Origin of the sequence: Desulfogranum marinum (assembly GCF_963675105.2) — a bacterium.
Taxonomy (GTDB): Bacteria; Desulfobacterota; Desulfobulbia; order Desulfobulbales; family Desulfobulbaceae; genus Desulfogranum; species Desulfogranum marinum.
Genome location: NZ_CAXXRO010000004.1, coordinates 2,101,489 through 2,120,255, shown reverse-complemented (window position 1 = coordinate 2,120,255; position 18,767 = coordinate 2,101,489). Strand labels below are relative to the sequence as shown.

Sequence of the window (18,767 nt, the reverse complement as noted above, 5' to 3'; positions counted from 1 at the left end):
ACACCCTATTGGTTATGTTTATTTCCTGAAAACTATTGTTACTTCTCCTACCTTAAATCCAAATTTGGACATGGTCGCTTTGTTGATCAGCATGTCCTCGCTTACCAGGAACATCCAGTCATCAAACTTTATTTTCCAGCTGCTGTCCTCTACCTGCAGCATTAACTGATATTGCCAATTGAGTACATTACCGTAGAGTACTCCATCAGCTTGATCCAAGACATCATCAGCAGTACCCGTAAATCTATGGTTATCCTGTTGACTCAAAATCCACGTCCTGTCAGACAATTCACCATCACTCCACTCAAATTTTTCCCGTAAGACCAGTTGTCCGTTTTCTGTCACCTCGCCGACAACTTCGACAACAAACCGACGAATGAGCGCACCCTTTCTATCCTGAACGATTCCCCACCCCGTAGTGTTTCCCGAAAAATACTCAAACAGATCCAGCTGCGGCTCATTGGCACTATAACGTTTCATATCTACCGCAGAACAACCCGTCACCAGCACCAGTATCAACAAAGTAAAAAGTAATCTCATCAGCATTCTCCTAATGTCGAATTTTTTCCGCTCTTATAACGTATAAAGTAAGGAAGTCCAGATAACTATCAATAGATATAAAACAGGAAGACATTGGTAGCTTGTACTACCAAAAGAAAAGAATAATTTTGAAGCATTCAAGACACAACAAAAGCAGGAGCGAGAAGAGAAAATATACTGCTAATAATTTAACATACCCTAACGATATTGCCGTACATCTTGTGGGTGATCAGCAATTTTTCGAGATAGTCTTTTGTGAAAAATGTTATCAAGCTTGCTCGGTGCTGTAAACAGATGCAATATACCTGTTCACGTCAAATTTTCGGCGACATCCAGCCTCATTCATGTAACGAATCTTGCCGAAAACCGACCGTTCGCGCCATGCCCGATCATGCACGCCACCAATAGCCCAGGCAACCCCGGCATACCCATTTGGATCTCTACCATCCAACGAGTAGCGATCATTAAGAGTGATAGCACATTCCAGGGCAGCTTCAGGATCAGGAGTCCATTCAAGTATTTTCTTTGCCCAATACATCCGTAAATACCCATGGAGTTTACCGTTCTGAACAAGATCAACCTGACAGGCGTTCCAGAGTTGCTCGTGGGTCTTCCCTTGTTCCAGTTCCTGGAGGGTATAAATATAATCACGTTTATCATACCAATGCTGATCAAGCGTTTTCCGAGCCCACTCCGGAAATCCAGCAATACTATCGTAGCTGGGTTCGTACAGACAAAAATTATCAGACAATTCGCGCCGTACAACGAGTTCTTCCAGAAAGGGAGCTTTGCTCTCCATGGGCAAATCGCTCTCTGAAACCATCCAAGCCAGGCGCTGTGCCGACAGGTGTCCAAAGTGCAAATATGGAGAAAGCCCGGATTGGCCCTTTACGCACGGATTGTTCCGACAAGCTGCATACTCTGCAAGTCCGGTGCTCACAAATACCTCAGCAGCAAAGTTTGCCTTCGCTTCGCCGGCCTTAAATTTTCCTTCCTCAACAGACAACAGGCTGGAAGTTAACCCCGAATATGCAGCCCAATCATAACTTTCTGCATCTTGGCGCCAGTCGACCAAATGCTTTTTCAGAGAGGGAATATCAGTTAAATAATCATCCAGCAAACGGTTAATTTTAGGACGAAGTGTGTAGGCAGCGTACTCTTTTTTATCGGAAACTATCCAAGCAGGAACGATGTTATGCGCATCCACTTCATAAAGAGGAACCTTCACGCTCTTTGCGAGCTGTGCCTGCCATTGCCGCTTGATGCGGAGGGGATCGAAATCACTAACAAGCACGTGGGCATCGATATGGCGAAGAAAATGGGGCAGGCCTTCCACAGGCGACTGTTCGAGAAGGACAAACGGTATTTGCAGTTTCTGCAGTTTTTTCTGCACACCTGCAAGGCCTCTTAGCATAAAGGCATAATGATCTGATGCAGCTCCCAAGTAATCAGGAATAAGGCTGAAAACAACCACCAACCCTTTGTGCTGTGCCAATGCCTCCTGCTGCGCCCACAACAAAGCCCAGTTATCATCTACTCGCTGGTCACGGGAAATCCAGTACACAACGGGGCCTTGCCCACGCTGCCCGTTTCTGACACATCGGCATCTCCGATCAATATCAGTATTCCTGCGCTCCATATACATTACCATTTATAGGGGCTGCTTGTTTGTGCACAGATATAATGCCCAGGGAAGATTAGCTTGAACTAAGGTCCCTGCCGATTTCCGGACAGGGACCGGGAGGAGTACTACCATCTTTCTGTTCCAACAATCTCATTCACATTCCTGCAGGTTTTCTGCTCATCTTCGCTGAGGAGTTCAAATGAAGTTTTCCGGTCATTACTTTCAATCGAGCAAACATACTCTCTGCCTTCTTTATCGTTAAGCCATGTGAGTGATTCATATCCGCTTTTCATTGTGCATCCTCATTCGTGGATTATATATCATCTTACGATGCCTGTTTTTGCATCTTGTACCTTATACAGTAACAACAAACGGGATTGACACAATGGGTTAAAATTGGCACTTTATTGATAGCTACAACTATCACCAAAAGGAAAATATATGCTGGATTCCACTCTTTACAAAGTTATTATTAATTCAATGTCAGCCCATGTCGCTATACTTGACGAACATGGTATTATCATAGAAACCAATCGCGCCTGGCAGGACTTTGGTCGTGAAAACGGTATGCAAGAACCATTTGACAGTATCGGAATAAACTATCTTGAGACATGTAGTGGCACGAGCAGTCATCGCGATGGAGAAGACAGCAGTGTTGCTGAAGGTATTCAAAAGGTGCTGCAAGGAAAAATTCCGGAATTTCTTTCCCACTACCCTTGCCATTCTCCAGACCAAAAAAGGTGGTTTGCCATCCGGGTAGTCCCCTTTCGGGATGACAAAAATCACCACATTATTGTAACCCATGAAAACATAACCCCCATAATCGAGATACAAAAAGAACTGGAAGCAAAAGAGGCAGAGTTACGTCGTGAACAGGAACGTCTTGAAGAAACCAACATCGCGCTGCGCGTATTATTACGGCAACGAGACGAGGACAAAACACGAATAGAAGAAACCATTTATGTGAACGTGGACCGCCTTGTCCTCCCTTATATTGAGCAAATGTTACAGGGAAACCTCTCTGATAAACAGCGCACCCTAGCCGAGGTGGTCGATGCGAACCTCAGAGACATCATCTCACCATTCCTACAGAACATTTCAGCACTGAACATGCTGCTCACTCCCCAAGAAATTGAAGTAGCCAATATGGTACGCAGCGGCAGAACCAGTAAAGAAATCGCAGAGGTACTTGGAATTTCAACAAGCGGTGTTGATTTTCATCGAAAAAGACTTCGCCAAAAACTTGGTTTGACCAATAGTTCTAAAAATCTTAGATCCTATTTACTTACTTTAGAAAAAGATCGCTCCTGATTTTGCTCTCGACTCAATAGCGTTATTCGAAAGAAGTAAGCCCAAATGTCTGAGCAAACCAATAATCGGACAACATGCTAAGTAATTTTACCTACCTGATCTAAAATGTGATAGATTGAAGAGGATAACCCTTCAGTCACTTTCAAAATGAAAGTGGCCGTTACGTCAGCAGCTGACGATAAGACATTTGCCCATTTATAACAGCAAACGAAAGCCCCATCTTACTAAATTTTCTGCAGAGAACAATAGCTTTAAGAACAACGGAAAAATCACTTATCATTGCCCGAATTTCTCATCAATACAGTTTTTTTTCGCAGGGCAAGGCACGAGCCGCGCAGCAGTAGCGAATATTGACCCGAAGGCGGAACTTTTTGATTCAAAACGAAAAACAAACTATTAATTGTGCAATTACTTGTTAAGCAACACTATCAATTAATTGAGTTTAAAATCAAAAAATTCATGAAAAATTCGAGATAGGTCTGTTCTGTATATTCTTGGGTAGAATCCAGCCAAACCAACATGAAAAAAATTTCGTTTAAGATCAGAACCAAGCTTATTCTAATCTTCATTCTCATCAAAGTTTTCCCCCTGCTAGCCCTTGCCTGGTTTGCCTGGCATCAAATCACCGATTTAGTTCAAAAAATGCAGCTTTCTTTTGAGACTGCAACCCTGGAAAGCCAGAAAATGGGGAAAGAGATTGTTCAGCTGGCAACCAAAGACTCAATTCGTGCCCTTGACGAAAAGTCGCGAGAAGCAATTGAAAGGCTTACCGTGGATACAGCTAACGATGTGGCCAGATTTCTATACGAACGGGACCGCGATATCCGACAGGCAGCCTTGTTTGAACCTTCCGAGGCTAATTATCGTAATTTCCTCGCTTCCAAATTCAGCCCAATCATTGAACATAAGCCCCTTGTCATGGATAGGGAAGGAAAACGCTGGGAGGAAACACACCCCACGCATACTGTGCTGGATGTAGTCCAATCGGGTAACGAGGACAATGCTAACGATTTCCACTCTCGCCCACCAGAAATTCATGGAACACCTGTCGAACATCCTCTGTATCTGGAACTAACGTTCATCGATCTTGCCGGTCACGAAAAATTTAAAGTCACCACTTCTGATTTTCTTACGCCCGACTTGCACGATGTCTCTCAAAAAGAGAATACCTTCTGCAAAGCGGAAACCTATTTTAAACACCTCAAGGCTCTCCAACCCGGAGAAATATTTGTTTCTGATGTTATTGGCGCTTACCAAAGAACAGACATGATAGGAACGTACTCTAGGGTAAGAGCGGAAAAGCTCGGCATCGACTTCTCCCCTCAAACATCAGCCTATGCCGGTAAAGAAAATCCAGAGGGTAAACGATTCAAGGGCCTGGTCCGCTGGGCAACGCCTGTTGAGCGTGACGGACACGTGATTGGATTTGTAACGCTTGCCCTTGATCATACCCACATCATGGAATTTACCGACCATATAGTCCCGACCGAAGAACGATATACTGCCCTTTCAGATGCAGGAACAGGTAATTACGCATTTATGTGGGATTATCGAGGTCGCAACATCTCTCACCCAAGAGATTATTTTATTACAGGGTATAATCCAAAGACCGGTGAACCCGCTCTCCCTTGGCTGGAAGCCGAACATTATAAGCAATGGCAAGCGACGACTGTAAAAATTACTGAGTTTTTAAAGACTCTTCCGCTTTATCACAACCAATCTCTTGATAAAAAAGCTGCACCGGAACAAACCCAATCAGGTTATGTTGGCCTGGATTGCAGATATTTAAACTTTGCCCCACAGTGCGATGGATGGATCAACCTCACCCAACACGGAGGCTCCGGCTCTTTCCTCATTTTCTGGAGCGGACTGTGGAAACTTACCACAGCCGCAGCTATCCCATACTATACCGGTCAATATGCCGGCAGTCCCAGAGGATTTGGTTTTGTCACCATCGGGGCTAATGTTAATGAATTTCACAAAGCAGCTTTAGCCACAGCAGAGCACATCGAAAACATTGGCTCAGATCATATCAAAACACTTGATCAGCAGTTTCAACGCAATCAAGAGTTCCTCACAACATCCTTAAAAGAGACTACGACAAATTTGACCATTTCCACTCTGGTTATGATTTTTGCTATTATCATCATCGCTATTTGGATGGCTTCCATCCTGACTGGGAGAATTACGGAAATTATAAAAAATATTCGTTACTTTCAGCAAAACGACATGAGCAAACGCCTCCATATTGAATCAGGAGACGAGTTGGAAGAGCTCGCATTGACCTTCAATTCCATGGCTGACAATATCCAACAATCAATGATTGACATTCGGGTTGCGCATGAAGAGTCAGAAAAAACAAACCAACAACTCATAGAAGAAATTGCAATCCGTAAAAAAACAGAAAAAGAGCTGGCACAACACCGTGACAACCTTGAGCAAATAGTCTCTGATCGTACAAGAGAACTGAAACAGGAAATTTACGAACGTAAACAAGCGGAAATCAGCAAAAATGATTTGGAAACACGGCTTCACCGTGCAGAAAAAATGGAAGCAATAGGGACATTGGCTGGTGGTGTTGCTCACGATTTAAATAACATTCTATCAGGAATCGCAACCTACCCGGAACTTCTTCTGCTCCAACTCAAAGAAGATGATCCAATGTATCGCCCTTTACAAACCATACAGGCATCCGGCGAAAAAGCTGCTGCTATTGTGCAAGATTTACTGACACTTGCCAGAAGAGGGGTTTCGATAACACACACTTTAAACCTTAATCACATTATCATTGATTATCTCTCCAGCCCTGAATATCAGCAACTGTTATTTCATCATCCAGGCATACAGGTAAAAACCGATCTTGCCGGTAACCTGATGCGACTCAAGGGGTCTGAATTACATCTTTCCAAGACAGTGATGAACTTGGTAAGTAATGGCGTCGAAGCCATGGTCGGTGGTGGACAACTGACAATTCAGACAGAAAATCGTTATTTAGACAAGCCCCTAAAACTGTATGATAAGGTGCTTGCGGGAGAATATGTTACCTTAATCATAAAAGATGAAGGTTCTGGAATTAAAAAACAAGAACTGCATCGAATATTTGAACCCTTTTACACCAAGAAAAAAATGGGCCGAAGCGGCACGGGACTAGGTATGGCCGTCGTTTGGGGGGCAATCCAGGACCACCATGGATATATTGACTGTCAAAGTAAAATTGATGAAGGTACGGTATTTACGCTCTATTTCCCTGTGTGCCGCGACTCCATTGCCAGTGAAGTTTCTGCACCTGAATTCAAAGAATTAAAGGGGCATGGCGAGACAATCCTCCTTGTCGACGACATGAAAGAACAGCTGGAAATAGCCTCTATGATTCTTACCGAATTAAATTATACCGTATACACGGTTTCAAGTGGTGAAGATGCCCTGTCCTTTCTTGAGGATAATGTTGTAGATCTTGTCATTTTAGACATGATAATGGAACCTGGGATTGATGGCCTGGCAACCTATCAGGAAATCATAAAAAAGTGGCCTGGGCAGAAAGCCATAATTGCCAGTGGCTTTTCCGAAATCGGCAAACTAAACGAAGCATTGCAGCTTGGAGTAAAATCACACCTGAAAAAACCCTATACCCTGACGAACCTGGGTCAACACGTTATAGAAGGACTCAGCGACACCTCCAACATCTGATAAAAAAATGCGCACGAGGTAGGGAAAACAGGCGCAGGCTCGGATAATAGATTTCAACCTGGTGTAAAAAAAATCGAAATTATTTACATCACCTCTCACATAACCAGTAAAAAGTGAAACCTGGAATAACCAGATTGTTTTTAAAAACATCAGGGCATTCTCCACTATATACATCAACGAACTGCCGGTATTGTGCACCCCAACTGCCAAGTTCGCCTATGTTCAGCGACTTTGGTCTATTACTAAAATTTGCAACCACCAGGACTTTTTCATTGGGTTTTTGCAGGTGATATCTGCCAAAGACAAAAAGGTGCGGATTTTCAACTTCGATGAGCTCACGATTGTTAAAATCGGCAAAGGCATCCATTTCTTTTCGGACCGCAATCATCCTTTTTAACGCACTGAAAATTTCATATTCAACAGTCCCGGGTATATTCCTCTGGTCTGCTTTATCCCAGTCGATTGACGGTCGATGTACCCAGCGGGTGTCCCCTTTTTTGTAGGGATCATCACGGTAAGTATCATCGTTTAACGTACCGATTTCATCACCATAATAAAGCAGCGGAATGCCGCCAAACGACATAATCATACCGTGGAGCAGTAAAATCAATTTAACCGAATCATCGATCATTTCTTTGTCACCTGTTTCCAGCGCGTAGTCCAGCCCAGCCAATGAGGCTAGAGAGCCTGAAATGCGGGTGTCACCGGTCTTGGCATTTTGGCCAAAGGGGAGTCCTCGCGCATAGGAATCTTCGAATTTACCAGTGAAATAATCAACTAAAAATTGCCGGTGGTGGGCAGGTTGGTAATCGCAAAGGAGGATATCCCTGTCATCAAATCCCAGACCGATATCATCGTGACAGCGGACGTAATTGAGCCAAGTGGCACGCTCCAACTTTACCGGTAAATTTTTTATCCCTTGATTCAACAGGCGAGCATTTTTGGTGGCGACCGCATCCCAGAGCAAAGCCATGAAGGTGGCGTTGTAGGCGATCTCGCATTCCTTGGCGATGACCGCATCCTCTCCAAAATACTTGATAACCTCCACGGGTGCGACAATCGCCTCAGCAATAAAAACCACCCCAGGTGCGGTGACCTGACAGCAGTCCTTTAAAAGCTGGAGGATCAAATGCGCTTCGCGCTCATTCTGGCACGTACTGCCTATTTTCTTCCACAAAAAGGCTACGGCATCCAACCGCAGGATATCCGCCCCCTGATTGGCCCAGAAGAGAATGATATTGAGCATCTCTATAAAAACGGCAGGATTGCTGTAGTTGAGATCCCACTGAAAATCGTTAAAAACCGTCATGACCCAGCGGCCCATCTCTTCGTCCCAGGTAAAATTGCCTGGTGAGGTTTCCGGAAAGATTTCCGGCATACTCTGTTCGAACATGTCGGGGACATTACGATTTTCAAAGGTGTAGTAATAGTCCTGATATTTCTTGTCTCCCGCCCTGGCACAGTTCGCCCAATAATGCTTATTCGAGGTATGATTGACCACCACATCGAGCACCAGCAGGATGTCACGCTCTTTCATTTCCTTGGCAAGCTGCCCCACATCTTCCAGTGTGCCTACCTCAGGATTAATCTCGCGAAAATCACTGACCGCATATCCACCGTCACTGCTCCCTTCCGGACAAAGCAAAATCGGCATCACGTGAACCATATTGACACCCAGTTCCTGAAAATAGTGCAGACGCTCCTGCAGGCCTTTTAAGGTACCGGCAAAACCCTTGCAATAGAGCGCCATTCCTGTCCATTGTTGATGGAGAAACCAGTTGTAATCTTTTTCCCTGGCCAGGTCGAGCTGACGGAGCCTATCAGGACGATTGATATATTGCGTTGCCATCGTTTCAACCAGCTTCTGCGCCTGTTGGTCAAAATCATCCCGATCGCCGTAGAGCCGTTGAAACAATAAGTGAATTCCGTAAAAATTTGCCCCAAGTCGGGTGTAAAAATGCCGCAGATCCTGCTCGGAAATTTCCGGCTTTATGCGGTTGAGGATGTCATTGAGAAGAGTATGGGATATTTGTTCGTACACAAGCTGCCTATATAAGAAGGTTGGTTATTAATTTTCACAGGCTCTTCAGGCTCTGTCGTCAAGAGAAGATATGAAATCCTTATAAAACAAAGGGTCGGTTGTCGTTGCGCCTCGTAAACCGATGATCATTCCTGCGAACCGCTGGGCCTGACGAAGCCTTTCTGCAACCGGCCAGCCGGCCAGCAGCCCATGAATATACACTGCGCTGAAAGCGTCTCCGGCACCTACGGTATCAACCGGGCGCGCAACTTTTTGTGGAGACAACGAATGTAATTTTCCATTGGCAGTTCGAATCAGGGTATCTTGTCCACCACGCGTGACGATCAACTGCTCCAGTCCACAGGAGGTTTGCAGTTCTGCCATCTGCTGACGGACATCGGTTGCAGGTTCCCCGAGCAATCGCAGTTCTTCTTCGTTCATTTTCGCCCAGGTGGCATTGTACAGCCAGCCGAAAACTTCATCCCGCTGCCACCAGGGGGCCCGAAGGTTGACATCCAGAAAAATCCGTACTCCCTCATTACTTGTGATCTCTGCAAACGTGTGCCGGGCGGTATGGCTTCGTAAACCAAGAGTTCCATGATAGAGAATTCCCTCAAAATCCGTTACCGGCAAGGGGTCGATAGAAATAAAATCATAGGCACTGTCTGCAACTATATCGTAGCGTGGTTCACCGTCATTAATCGTTACCTCAACCCGACCGGTCGGATGCTCTGCATCAACCTGAACCGCGTTGGTGTTCATGCCCCGGTTGTGCATCTCTTCTAGTATCATCTTGCCGCTGTCATCATTACCGACTCGAGAAATAAAGAGGGGATGATCGCCAAAAGCCTGCAGATGCCAGGCAACATTGAATGGTGCACCACCAAGCACCTGTTCGCCGGTTGGGAAACAATCAAAGAGGACTTCACCAAACACAGAGACTTCAGTTCTTTTCGTGATCATAGCTTTAGCAACGCTCCTATCTCAGGGGCGAAAAACTCGACACCCTGTACAACGCCGGCTGCGTAGTTGCCTCCCAATGGAGAATGTTCCTGTCGAGCCAAATAGAGGGAGGCCTCACAACCGTTTTCTTGTGCCAGCTTCAATGCCAGCTGTTTAGTCTCGGGATCAGCATTAGCAACTAAAATAGAGGGAATCGAGCTGACCAGCACTGGTAAGTCGTTACCACTGTCCCCTGCAAAAATGACCTCGTGCATAGCATATCCCAACTGTTGCTGCAGAAACTCGATCCCATGTACTTTTGTTGCGTTACGCGGCAACACATCGAGCAGCCCCACTTGCTCCGGCTCATCAATGCTCCACACCAGACTGGCATCAACATCCAGTTGCTGCAGCTGCCGTTCAGCGCGTTGCAGGATATTGTCCCGGTCTACGTTCAACGGCAGGTAATAACTTAATTTAAAGTCATTTTGCTTACTCTTTTCCTGCAACCTGAGTTCCGGAAAGCCGGCGAGCGCATGCTGCAGTTGTCCGTGTTTTTTTCCCCGCCAATCTGCAGCGATCAGTGTTTGCCAGGCAAGCATTTCCTCCCATTGCCCTTGATTCCGGCCATATATTTTTGTACCAACATCAGTAATTGCATAATCGGGCTCAGGTAGACTGTAGTCACTGATTGCCTGTTTAACTAACTGCAGATGACGCCCAGTAACATATACCAAGGTGACCTCAGGCAATTCACAAAGCTGGTGAAAGCACTTTGCGGCATCCGGATGCTCCGGCTGACGCCCATTAGGAATGATGGTTCGGTCCATGTCCGTGCAAAGCAGTAATCTATTCATTATCGACCTGTTTAACTTCCCGAGGATCTTTGCAGCTGCCGAAAAAATCATAATATTCGATGGCTTCGAGCACGCCTGCAGCATACGGCTGCTTAGAAAAATAGATCCGGTCTATATCAATAAGCTGAGACAGCTCTTCATGGTGCCGGTTAGCAACCACCGCAGCCAGCGTGTTGCCGCGCATCATATCCTCATCTGCACCTGAACCGCCAACGACGAAAACGGTTTCCAACGGGACATTCAATCGTTCAACAACATAACGCAAAGCCATTCCCTTTGAGGCTCGCAAAGGGAGAATATCAAAAAATTGTCCAAATGCGGTTTGCACAAAAACCGCCTGCTCTTCCTGATGCAGTAACTGTTTTATATCTTCGATATCAGCCTTTTCCGGATCAATATAATAACTGATTTTAAAACGACTTTGCTCGATATTCGGCTGAAGTTTGAGCCCGGGATAACTAGCCAGCAACTGCTTGACTGTGCGCGGTGTCCACTGATAATCAATGTGCCGTGCCCAGGCAGTATCATCGGTCAACTTTGGTGCATGATAAATCTCGGTGCCGCTGCTGGTGATCAACACATCCGGCTCTGGAATCCTGTGTTTTTTCATCAATTTTAAAGCGGAGTCGAGCCGCCTGCCTGTAGCAATTATAAAATAGCCGCGGGTACGTTGCTTCCGAAGAAGGACAACGAGCTCCTTGAGTGACTGCTCGTTGCCGATCAGGTTCTGGTCAAGGTCACTGACAATGGCACGATCGCGATACAAACCAGAACGTTGCGTGATCGGTTTGCGCAACAATTTTTCCGAACGCATAGCAATCGGTTTGATAATCTTTACGTAGCGTTTTGCATGGGCTTCCCACGAATAATGTTCCTGAACCCCTTGCAGTCCCTGCAGAGAACTTTTCGTCCATAAGTCCTTATCATCAAGCAGTCTCAACAACGCGTTAACGATTGTTTCCGGCTCCAATGGATCTATCAGTAACCCGTTCTTACAGTTCATAATAATATCTTGCGGGCCGCCATCTTCAGTAGCCACAATCGGCAACCCACAGGCTGCCGCCTCGATCAAGGTCAAACCGAACGGCTCTGTGAGCGCAGGATTAACAAAGATGCCCCCGGAAGCGGCTGTAATCCTGTAAATCATAGGAACCTGATCACGATGATGGTGTTTAGGCAGTGCCACCTTTCCGTAAAGATCATAACGATCGATGGCAATGAAAATTTGATGAAAAACTTCCTGCGCCCCCTCTTCGAGGTCATCTATGTCGTTGCGGTTGCCTGCGACAATTAACAGATTTGTCAACTCCTGCAGACGAGCGGATTGCCCAAATGCTTCTATAAGAGCGGTGATGTTTTTTCGCCTATCAGGGCGCGATAATGCCAGAATAAGAGGTTTATCCGGATTCTTTAAATGGCGAGTCAACTCTGCTCGCAGAGGACTGTCCAGTTCGGTACCAGTGGATGGCGTGAATTGGTTGAGGTTTGTGCCTGGTGGTACAACCCGCATTTGGTCGGGCTGATAGTGGTTATACAGTTCATACTGCTCTGCAATTTCCTGACGGGTACTGGTGATAACCCGTTCTGCTGTTGCCAGTGTCTGTTCCTCGGCTGCAATCCGCCGGCTCATGTTAAAACGGGTCTCTATCTCAGTAGCTTTCAGCCCACTTGCTAAAAGACGACTTCGCTTGACACGGCCGAGAGAGTGACCGGTATGGATGAGCGGGATCCCCAAGAGGCTGGCCAAATGCGAGCCAACATAGCCGGCATCGGCATAATGACTATGAATGATATCTGGATAACGGTTGTTGTCATTAAAAAAAGCTGTCAGGTTATCAGTAAATATGTCGAGATAATCCCAAAGCTCTTCTTTGGCCAAGTATTTTTCCGGCCCGGCATCAATTCGAACAATCCGAAGGTTATCGGTAAGTTTTTCTATTGGCTTTGCATAGTCAGTAGAGACGTTTTCATCCACTACGCGTTGAGTGATCAAATCGACTTTATGGACTCCAGGCTGCTTGGCCAACGCTTGTGCAAGCTCAACCACATAAAGCGTTTGTCCGCCAGTGTCTGCATCACGGCCCAATTCAAGATTTCGCCAACGAATGAGCCCATGAATACTTAACAGGGCAACATAGAGTCCGCCTGTTTGTTGCGTCATTAATCCCCCTTATGCTTTCGTTCTATTTATCTTTCAGGTGGTTACATCCGGCCGACAAAGAACAATGGCCTTTAAAAAAATCAGCCTGATAGAAAGTAGTAAGTGTCTCCTCTATAAAATCAAGTAGTTCTCAAGGAATGCATTGAGCTAAAGGCTCAAGTCTATCCAATTGTCCCATCTATGCAAGCTTTTCCGAGCCTGAAAACACCTGTTCCACTCTCAGTACAGCTGCAGCATGGCCGGGGTGTTTTTTCGGATTCCATGTCTTCATATCCTCAAAGATATCCCCCTCTTTGAGGTACTCAATAGCCCCCTTCAGTTGAAACGCCTTGTTCTCACCTGTGATAAAGAGAACGGAACCTTTGCTGCCGGCAAGAATATTTTCCTGTGTTTTGTGAAAATAGTTATCCGCAATAACTATTGCGCCATCATCCAACTTTTTTACACAGGTAACATAAATAGTATTGGGGACGCCATCTTTGCCAACAGTGGTAAATATGACCGGTCCTTTTTTTTCATCCCATGCTTTACTTACTTTTTCCGGTAATACTAACATCTCTTCTCCTTTGCGATTATCACGATACGTGATCTGCACCATGGTGCCGTTAAACAGATAAACACATAGATAAACACATCTCCTGCCACGCAGTGGTTTATTAATGCTTCCTATGCGAATTCAAGATGTTACACGGTACTCCTGTTGCAGGTTTAATTCAAATGGTTTTCAGAATCCTGCGAGGTTGAATATGCGCTAAACCGCTGATGCATTTTTTTTACAGAGCAAAAGAAAAAGATGTCCTGCCACTTTCTTGTACACAGGGCCCGAGCCCCCCTGCCTTGTATAGATGTTTGAAAATATACACATAAACTCATTGCTAAACAATCCACCGTAAGACTGCTTTCACTGTTGTCACAAAAAGTGGGTAAAGACTCATTGGTTGAGAACCGAGAAGAGCTGTAGAGTCATGATTCTTTAAGCCCCTTATAACATCCAAGTGGAGGATATTTTACAATATGAAAATAGCTGCGACTATGGTCAGCATGGATGCGGCGACAAACTACACGGAAGTAGATCAAAACAACACTATCCGGCAACAGGGCAAGTTCATGCCCTCTTCTCCCCGGATGTCACAGAGTCCTTCAGCAAATGTCTTCCAGCAGGGCCTCTTTTCTCTCATTCATTCATCTACAAGCCGCCAGCAGTCAGGATCATACGTGGTCACGCCTCAGGAAGAGGTTGCCGGCGGAAGTAATGCAACAAATTCGGTAGACCCAAAACAGGCCCAGGCTCAAGCCCTGTCATCAATGGTGCAACACATATCCGGAACCTCGGTTACCGTGCACCAGGTGGAAACGGCCAACCGCGCCCCAGCAATCAATACATCACCGTTCTTCGTTGGCCAAGCCAGCCTCACCCGCAGCGTTGTCCATGTGGAACAGGAATCACTCTGTTTCCAGGCTGCCGGGACAGTACAAACAGAGTGTGGGCAAACCATCTCGTTTAGCATGGGCGTGCAGATGCAGCGCCGACAAGTAGCTATTCAGTCGGCAGGCCTTTCCAGGCTTGTTCATGGCATTGACCCCATTGTGCTTAATTTTGATGAAAATATTTCTCTATTAGATGAAAATTATTTTTCTTTTGACCTCGACGGTGATGGTATGTGTGAGGAACTTTCCGGATTAGGAAATGGTTGTGGGTTCCTTGCCTTGGATCGTGATGGAGACGGGACTATATCTGATGGCCTTGAGCTTTTTGGCCCTGCCACAGACAATGGATTTAACGAGCTGGCAAAACTGGACAATGATGGGAATAGCTGGATCGATGAAAATGACCCTATCTTTGATGATTTGCTGGTCTGGATGGGCGCAGGCGGAGAGGATGAGCAACTTCTCAGCCTCAGAGAAGCTGGGGTAGGTGCCATATCCATAGCCCATGCAGGAACGCAATTTACCCTGGAAAACCATGACGGCAGCGTACAGGGAGTTGTCCAAGCAACAGGTCTGTTTCTGATGGAGAATGGAGAGCCAAAAGCGTTACAGGAACTTGACCTGGTACCAAAGGGAGAAGGAGGTGAACAAATATTTAACAGCGCAGGGCTTTTTGCCCAAAACGAGCAGGCCATTGAAAAGCTGCGCGACATTATTTTTTGGCAGCGTTTCAAACTACAGATGTTGCTGGGTAAAAAACAGCTCCACCAGCATCGCGTAGAAATGTTTGATCGGTTGCAGCACCTTTCAACAGGGCCGACAGGTTCTATATTTTCTTAACCGCCTTCCAGCTCAATCTCCCTCTGGATTGAACAGGTAATTGTTACTTACGTGGCATACAACGTTACGTACAACAACCTCGGTTCGAGCTGAGCCTCAGCGCTCAGCTCGAACAATTAAACCGCCATGACAACTCCCAGGTGTGAAAATAATATTTATGCAGTGCCGAGAGTGAGCCTTCCAAAAAAAGAGCGTTTTTCAGAATTCCGGTGTTTTTGAACCAACACTGGTGGTGGATATCAACCACGCACCATGGGAGACTTTGATTACCCTCATCCAGTGATTGCGGCCACGCGTATCGGAAGAGCAATAACGCTGATCTGTTACTTGTATTTTTTCGCTTTAACGGTTGATTGAGGATAGCTTTGCAGTGAACAAGATTAAACCACCGCAACAAATATACAACCAACCCATCCCGACCAGGGTAAATTTGATAACCGCACAACACCAGGCCATCGAAGGCCACATTTCTTGAGTCGAACCGACAAGCAATCGAAAAAGGGCCAGATTTTCCACAGCGTCACACAATGCAGCAAAAAACTGTCCCCAAGCCAGCACAAAACCGATCATTCCTATTGTCTGCCACCTACCACTCAAACTGCGGCCAAGTTGTACACATGCCAGCCCGATAAAAAAGGCATAGACCAACATAAACAGATAATCGATCCCCAGACTAAATGCTGCGTGGATTTTGGCTTCCTCACTCCAGGAGGCGAGTATTCGCTGCGCTATGTTAAGCGTTTGAGCCATTTCATAGGAAATAATACCACGTGGCGCAGCCTCGGTTTTCAGCGGACCATCCAATACCTGCATGGCCAGCAGCAACGCCAGGCAGAGAGTGAAAAATACTGCAAGTGCCCCTTTGCGGTAACCATCGCACAGCCACCTAAACGGATCCGGGAATGGAAAGTCTCGCATGAGTTACACCTACCCCTTTTTCAGCCCGAATTGAGAAATCCGGTCTAGATATTGGTGAATTCTTTGATCTCGGCAATACGTTTGTCAATATCAGCTATGGTATATTTGTCAGTGGTGAGGGCTAATGCTTGTTGGTACCTTTTCAGGGCCAGGGCATATCGCTCCTGCTGCTGATTGAGTTGGGCGTTAAAATAGATGATTTTAAAAGATGTATTGTCCAGAGTGTATGCCTTGGTCAGGTATTCGTCGGCAAGGGACAGTTGTGTAACGGACAGGGCAAAGGCACCTAATCTGAAAGCTGCTTCCTTTTTACTGCCTACGATCTGGGTAAGTTTGTTTTTTGCTGTTGTACATTCTTTTTGCTTGTTGAGCAGTTGATACGCAGTTGCCGCTATAAGCTGTGGCATTGGATGGTCGGGTACCGTTTCCATAGCTAGTTGGGCAAAGCTTAAAGCCGCTTGAATTTGTCCTTTTTGGAGCAGTCTTGTTGCCATGGCCACCTCGTTTTCCATGGGAAGGAGGCGATAATCAACATCATCATCGGTTACAATGATATGGAAAAAATGATTAAATCCCCCCTCAGGTAATGTGCCGGCCAAGGGCGCACCCGATCCTCCTGCAATAATTTGCGCCAGTCCGTTTACCATGGAAAAATTGTATGTATGAATATGGCCAACAAAAACCATATCAACATGATGCTGCTCAAATAATTGTGCCAGTTGATCGCGCTTTTGCGGGTACTTATTCAAAGAATCTTGTAGATGGGTAATTTTAGGATACAAAGGGCGATGGACAACAACAAATTTGTGTTTATCGCCGGCAAGAGCCAGGTCCTTCTTTAACCACTCGAGCTGCTGCCCGGTAATCTGCGATGTTGCTCCTACCAATTCGCTTGATAAAATAACAAAATGACAGTTCTTGATATCGACTGAATAGTAGAGGTTTTCCGTCTCTTGGTCTTTATAGCGCCTGGTGAATTCGGTCCTGGCAAAGTCCGTGTAACCGGAATGGTTTCCCATGGCAATGTATAGCGGAATGTTACGTTGACGGATGGGAAGGGTAGCGTGTTCGAATTCGTCAAATTCCTGGGTGGCTTTTTCTGAATTTACAGCATCATAGCCCAGTACAATATCACCGGTGTTCAAGATGATTTCAGGATTAAGTTCCACCGCAGTGCTCACGATTTTGTGATAAATATATGGTTGTTCCGGCCTGTACACATCGGCAGGTCGATTATCCCCCATAACCACAAAGTTCATTGCTCCTTTTTCAACGGATCTTTGCTCTACTGCGCTGCTGGAATCCTTGGTAGCACAGCCATGAGCGAGAAAAGAAAGCGTTAATAAAACCAGCAAGAAATATCTATTTTTCATTGTGGTTCCTTGTTTTAAAGCGTGCACCATTGGTGTTTACAATAGGATCGACCGGAGAGATTGGGCCACGTTTCTAAGATAGCTTTTTTTCTGCCAATCTCGGCGTTACCCTTAAAATTTTCTCCGCAAAGGGTAAACGAGACCCAGGCTTGTACCACACTGTCAGCCCGTTTACTTGCAGCTTGCAGAAAGTAAAGAAAGGTGTACCAGGCGTAGCCATCTAAAAGAGGACACTGCAGCACAAAATGTACTGGTGCCGGAAAAAGCCTCCTATGCCATAGGGGCTGGGCGTAAGCTGGTACGTTTCGCCACCCATGCACGAAACCCAACGGGTTGGGTTGTTCGAAAATTTATTGTATTAAGATGGCTATAAAAAAATCGATAAAACACAATCCTCAGGGCAGCCAGACCGATGGTTTAATCGATGTCCATGCAAGCTGCTACACGGACATCGATTGCACAGAGGGATGTTTTACATATCCATTTCTGGTGAAGCTCCTGCATCCTCGTCTTCAATAGCGTCTATTTCCTCAGCAACGGCCCCATAGTCTTCCGGCGACTCCTCCGCCTCTAGAACCATAGGAGCAGGCATGAATTCAGCCGGTGCAGCACCGGCACTCTCCGCTCCCAATGCATTGGCTATCTTCAATAATTCAGCAGGAGGGGCCGCATCGACCTGCCCCATCACAGTATCAGCAGACAACTCTGTGTCGACTACACCGGATGTGGTGTCGACTTTGGTTTCACTCGTTTCTTTTTCGTCTATTTCAATAGTTATGCGCATTATTTCACCTCTCTTTCAGACTCTATTAGGATAAAATCGCATACCGGCCCTCGAAATGCACGGTCTTGTTTGTAAGGTTTTTTACGGTTATCCAATACGTGCACTGATTAGCATTGGCCCGTTCCACCGCCACATCCCAATCAAGCTGCGGAGCACCCTTGCGGGCTGTGTTTGACATCAGGTACCACGTTACATGTACATTTGGATTCCACCCCCAGGTAAACCATCGACGTGTTGCCTTTGCCGCTATTGTTCCTCTCCATTGTATGCCTGTTCTCATCG

15 protein-coding genes are annotated in these 18,767 nt (G+C 45.9%); 3 read left to right on the top strand and 12 right to left on the bottom strand.

Annotated elements, in window-relative coordinates:
- Window positions 1–18 precede the first annotated feature (18 nt).
- The 3 genes from ACHZCY_RS18015 to ACHZCY_RS18005 form a co-directional block, all read right to left on the bottom strand.
- On the bottom strand, window positions 19–540 hold the full coding sequence (locus ACHZCY_RS18015) for a DUF3833 family protein (RefSeq protein WP_319549903.1): 522 nt from the start codon (window positions 538–540) through the stop codon (window positions 19–21).
- A 268-nt stretch (window positions 541–808) separates the two neighbouring features.
- Window positions 809–2,179 carry a deoxyribodipyrimidine photo-lyase gene (gene phrB, locus ACHZCY_RS18010; protein ID WP_319549902.1) on the bottom strand — a complete coding sequence of 457 codons (1,371 nt, stop codon included), beginning with the start codon at window positions 2,177–2,179 and terminating at the stop codon, window positions 809–811.
- 110 nt (window positions 2,180–2,289) lie between these two features.
- A complete protein-coding gene (locus ACHZCY_RS18005) occupies window positions 2,290–2,457 on the bottom strand; it encodes a hypothetical protein (RefSeq protein WP_319549901.1) in 168 nt (55 codons plus the stop codon).
- A gap of 148 nt (window positions 2,458–2,605) precedes the next feature.
- Here ACHZCY_RS18005 and ACHZCY_RS18000 point away from each other — a divergent pair, with 148 nt between their 5' ends.
- Both ACHZCY_RS18000 and ACHZCY_RS17995 read left to right on the top strand, forming a co-directional pair.
- Window positions 2,606–3,475 carry a helix-turn-helix transcriptional regulator gene (locus ACHZCY_RS18000; protein WP_319549900.1) on the top strand — a complete coding sequence of 290 codons (870 nt, stop codon included), beginning with the start codon at window positions 2,606–2,608 and terminating at the stop codon, window positions 3,473–3,475.
- A gap of 519 nt (window positions 3,476–3,994) precedes the next feature.
- The gene (locus tag ACHZCY_RS17995) at window positions 3,995–7,162 is read left to right on the top strand and encodes an ATP-binding protein (RefSeq protein WP_319549899.1); all 3,168 of its coding nucleotides are present in this window, start codon (window positions 3,995–3,997) and stop codon (window positions 7,160–7,162) included.
- A gap of 88 nt (window positions 7,163–7,250) precedes the next feature.
- Here the strand turns inward: ACHZCY_RS17995 and ACHZCY_RS17990 are convergent, their stop codons facing one another.
- The 5 genes from ACHZCY_RS17990 to ACHZCY_RS17970 form a co-directional block, all read right to left on the bottom strand.
- Window positions 7,251–9,203, bottom strand: a complete 1,953-nt coding sequence (locus ACHZCY_RS17990) for an amylosucrase (RefSeq protein ID WP_319549898.1) — start codon at window positions 9,201–9,203, stop codon at window positions 7,251–7,253.
- Window positions 9,204–9,248: 45 nt separating this feature from the next.
- Complete coding sequence (locus ACHZCY_RS17985) at window positions 9,249–10,145, bottom strand: carbohydrate kinase family protein (protein ID WP_319549897.1); 897 nt, start codon at window positions 10,143–10,145, stop codon at window positions 9,249–9,251.
- Window positions 10,142–10,981 (bottom strand): HAD-IIB family hydrolase, encoded by an 840-nt coding sequence (locus ACHZCY_RS17980; protein ID WP_319549896.1) that lies wholly within the window; start codon window positions 10,979–10,981, stop codon window positions 10,142–10,144. The genes ACHZCY_RS17985 and ACHZCY_RS17980 overlap by 4 nt, the downstream gene beginning before the upstream one ends.
- Window positions 10,974–13,142, bottom strand: coding sequence for an HAD-IIB family hydrolase (locus ACHZCY_RS17975; RefSeq protein WP_319549895.1), 2,169 nt, complete (start codon window positions 13,140–13,142; stop codon window positions 10,974–10,976). The genes ACHZCY_RS17980 and ACHZCY_RS17975 overlap by 8 nt, the downstream gene beginning before the upstream one ends.
- Window positions 13,143–13,320: 178 nt before the next feature.
- Window positions 13,321–13,698 (bottom strand): pyridoxamine 5'-phosphate oxidase family protein, encoded by a 378-nt coding sequence (locus tag ACHZCY_RS17970; RefSeq protein WP_205223684.1) that lies wholly within the window; start codon window positions 13,696–13,698, stop codon window positions 13,321–13,323.
- Between the two features lie 458 nt (window positions 13,699–14,156).
- Between ACHZCY_RS17970 and ACHZCY_RS17965 the strand changes: the two genes are divergently transcribed.
- Window positions 14,157–15,410 carry a hypothetical protein gene (locus ACHZCY_RS17965; RefSeq protein ID WP_319549894.1) on the top strand — a complete coding sequence of 418 codons (1,254 nt, stop codon included), beginning with the start codon at window positions 14,157–14,159 and terminating at the stop codon, window positions 15,408–15,410.
- 342 nt (window positions 15,411–15,752) lie between these two features.
- Here ACHZCY_RS17965 and ACHZCY_RS17960 read toward each other — a convergent pair whose 3' ends face one another.
- The 4 genes from ACHZCY_RS17960 to ACHZCY_RS17945 all read right to left on the bottom strand — a co-directional run bounded on the left by ACHZCY_RS17960 (window position 15,753) and on the right by ACHZCY_RS17945 (window position 18,765).
- Window positions 15,753–16,328: a hypothetical protein gene (locus tag ACHZCY_RS17960; RefSeq protein ID WP_319549893.1), complete on the bottom strand. Its 576-nt coding sequence runs from the start codon at window positions 16,326–16,328 to the stop codon at window positions 15,753–15,755.
- Window positions 16,329–16,372: 44 nt separating this feature from the next.
- The gene (locus ACHZCY_RS17955) at window positions 16,373–17,701 is read right to left on the bottom strand and encodes a metallophosphoesterase (protein ID WP_319549892.1); all 1,329 of its coding nucleotides are present in this window, start codon (window positions 17,699–17,701) and stop codon (window positions 16,373–16,375) included.
- A 472-nt stretch (window positions 17,702–18,173) separates the two neighbouring features.
- A complete protein-coding gene (locus tag ACHZCY_RS17950; protein ID WP_319549891.1) occupies window positions 18,174–18,485 on the bottom strand; it encodes a hypothetical protein in 312 nt (103 codons plus the stop codon).
- Between the two features lie 25 nt (window positions 18,486–18,510).
- Entirely contained in the window at window positions 18,511–18,765 is a 255-nt protein-coding gene (locus ACHZCY_RS17945) for a hypothetical protein (protein ID WP_205223689.1), read from the bottom strand.
- Window positions 18,766–18,767 lie beyond the last annotated feature (2 nt).

Coding starts and splice junctions, on each gene's coding strand:
- ACHZCY_RS18015 (WP_319549903.1), bottom strand. CDS start 540: ATGAGATTACTTTTTACTTTGTTGATACTGGTGCTGGTGACGGGTTGT.
- phrB (WP_319549902.1), bottom strand. CDS start 2,179: ATGGAGCGCAGGAATACTGATATTGATCGGAGATGCCGATGTGTCAGA.
- ACHZCY_RS18005 (WP_319549901.1), bottom strand. CDS start 2,457: ATGAAAAGCGGATATGAATCACTCACATGGCTTAACGATAAAGAAGGC.
- ACHZCY_RS18000 (WP_319549900.1), top strand. CDS start 2,606: ATGCTGGATTCCACTCTTTACAAAGTTATTATTAATTCAATGTCAGCC.
- ACHZCY_RS17995 (WP_319549899.1), top strand. CDS start 3,995: ATGAAAAAAATTTCGTTTAAGATCAGAACCAAGCTTATTCTAATCTTC.
- ACHZCY_RS17985 (WP_319549897.1), bottom strand. CDS start 10,145: ATGATCACGAAAAGAACTGAAGTCTCTGTGTTTGGTGAAGTCCTCTTT.
- ACHZCY_RS17980 (WP_319549896.1), bottom strand. CDS start 10,981: ATGAATAGATTACTGCTTTGCACGGACATGGACCGAACCATCATTCCT.
- ACHZCY_RS17975 (WP_319549895.1), bottom strand. CDS start 13,142: ATGACGCAACAAACAGGCGGACTCTATGTTGCCCTGTTAAGTATTCAT.
- ACHZCY_RS17970 (WP_205223684.1), bottom strand. CDS start 13,698: ATGTTAGTATTACCGGAAAAAGTAAGTAAAGCATGGGATGAAAAAAAA.
- ACHZCY_RS17965 (WP_319549894.1), top strand. CDS start 14,157: ATGAAAATAGCTGCGACTATGGTCAGCATGGATGCGGCGACAAACTAC.
- ACHZCY_RS17960 (WP_319549893.1), bottom strand. CDS start 16,328: ATGCGAGACTTTCCATTCCCGGATCCGTTTAGGTGGCTGTGCGATGGT.
- ACHZCY_RS17955 (WP_319549892.1), bottom strand. CDS start 17,701: ATGAAAAATAGATATTTCTTGCTGGTTTTATTAACGCTTTCTTTTCTC.
- ACHZCY_RS17950 (WP_319549891.1), bottom strand. CDS start 18,485: ATGCGCATAACTATTGAAATAGACGAAAAAGAAACGAGTGAAACCAAA.
- ACHZCY_RS17945 (WP_205223689.1), bottom strand. CDS start 18,765: ATGAGAACAGGCATACAATGGAGAGGAACAATAGCGGCAAAGGCAACA.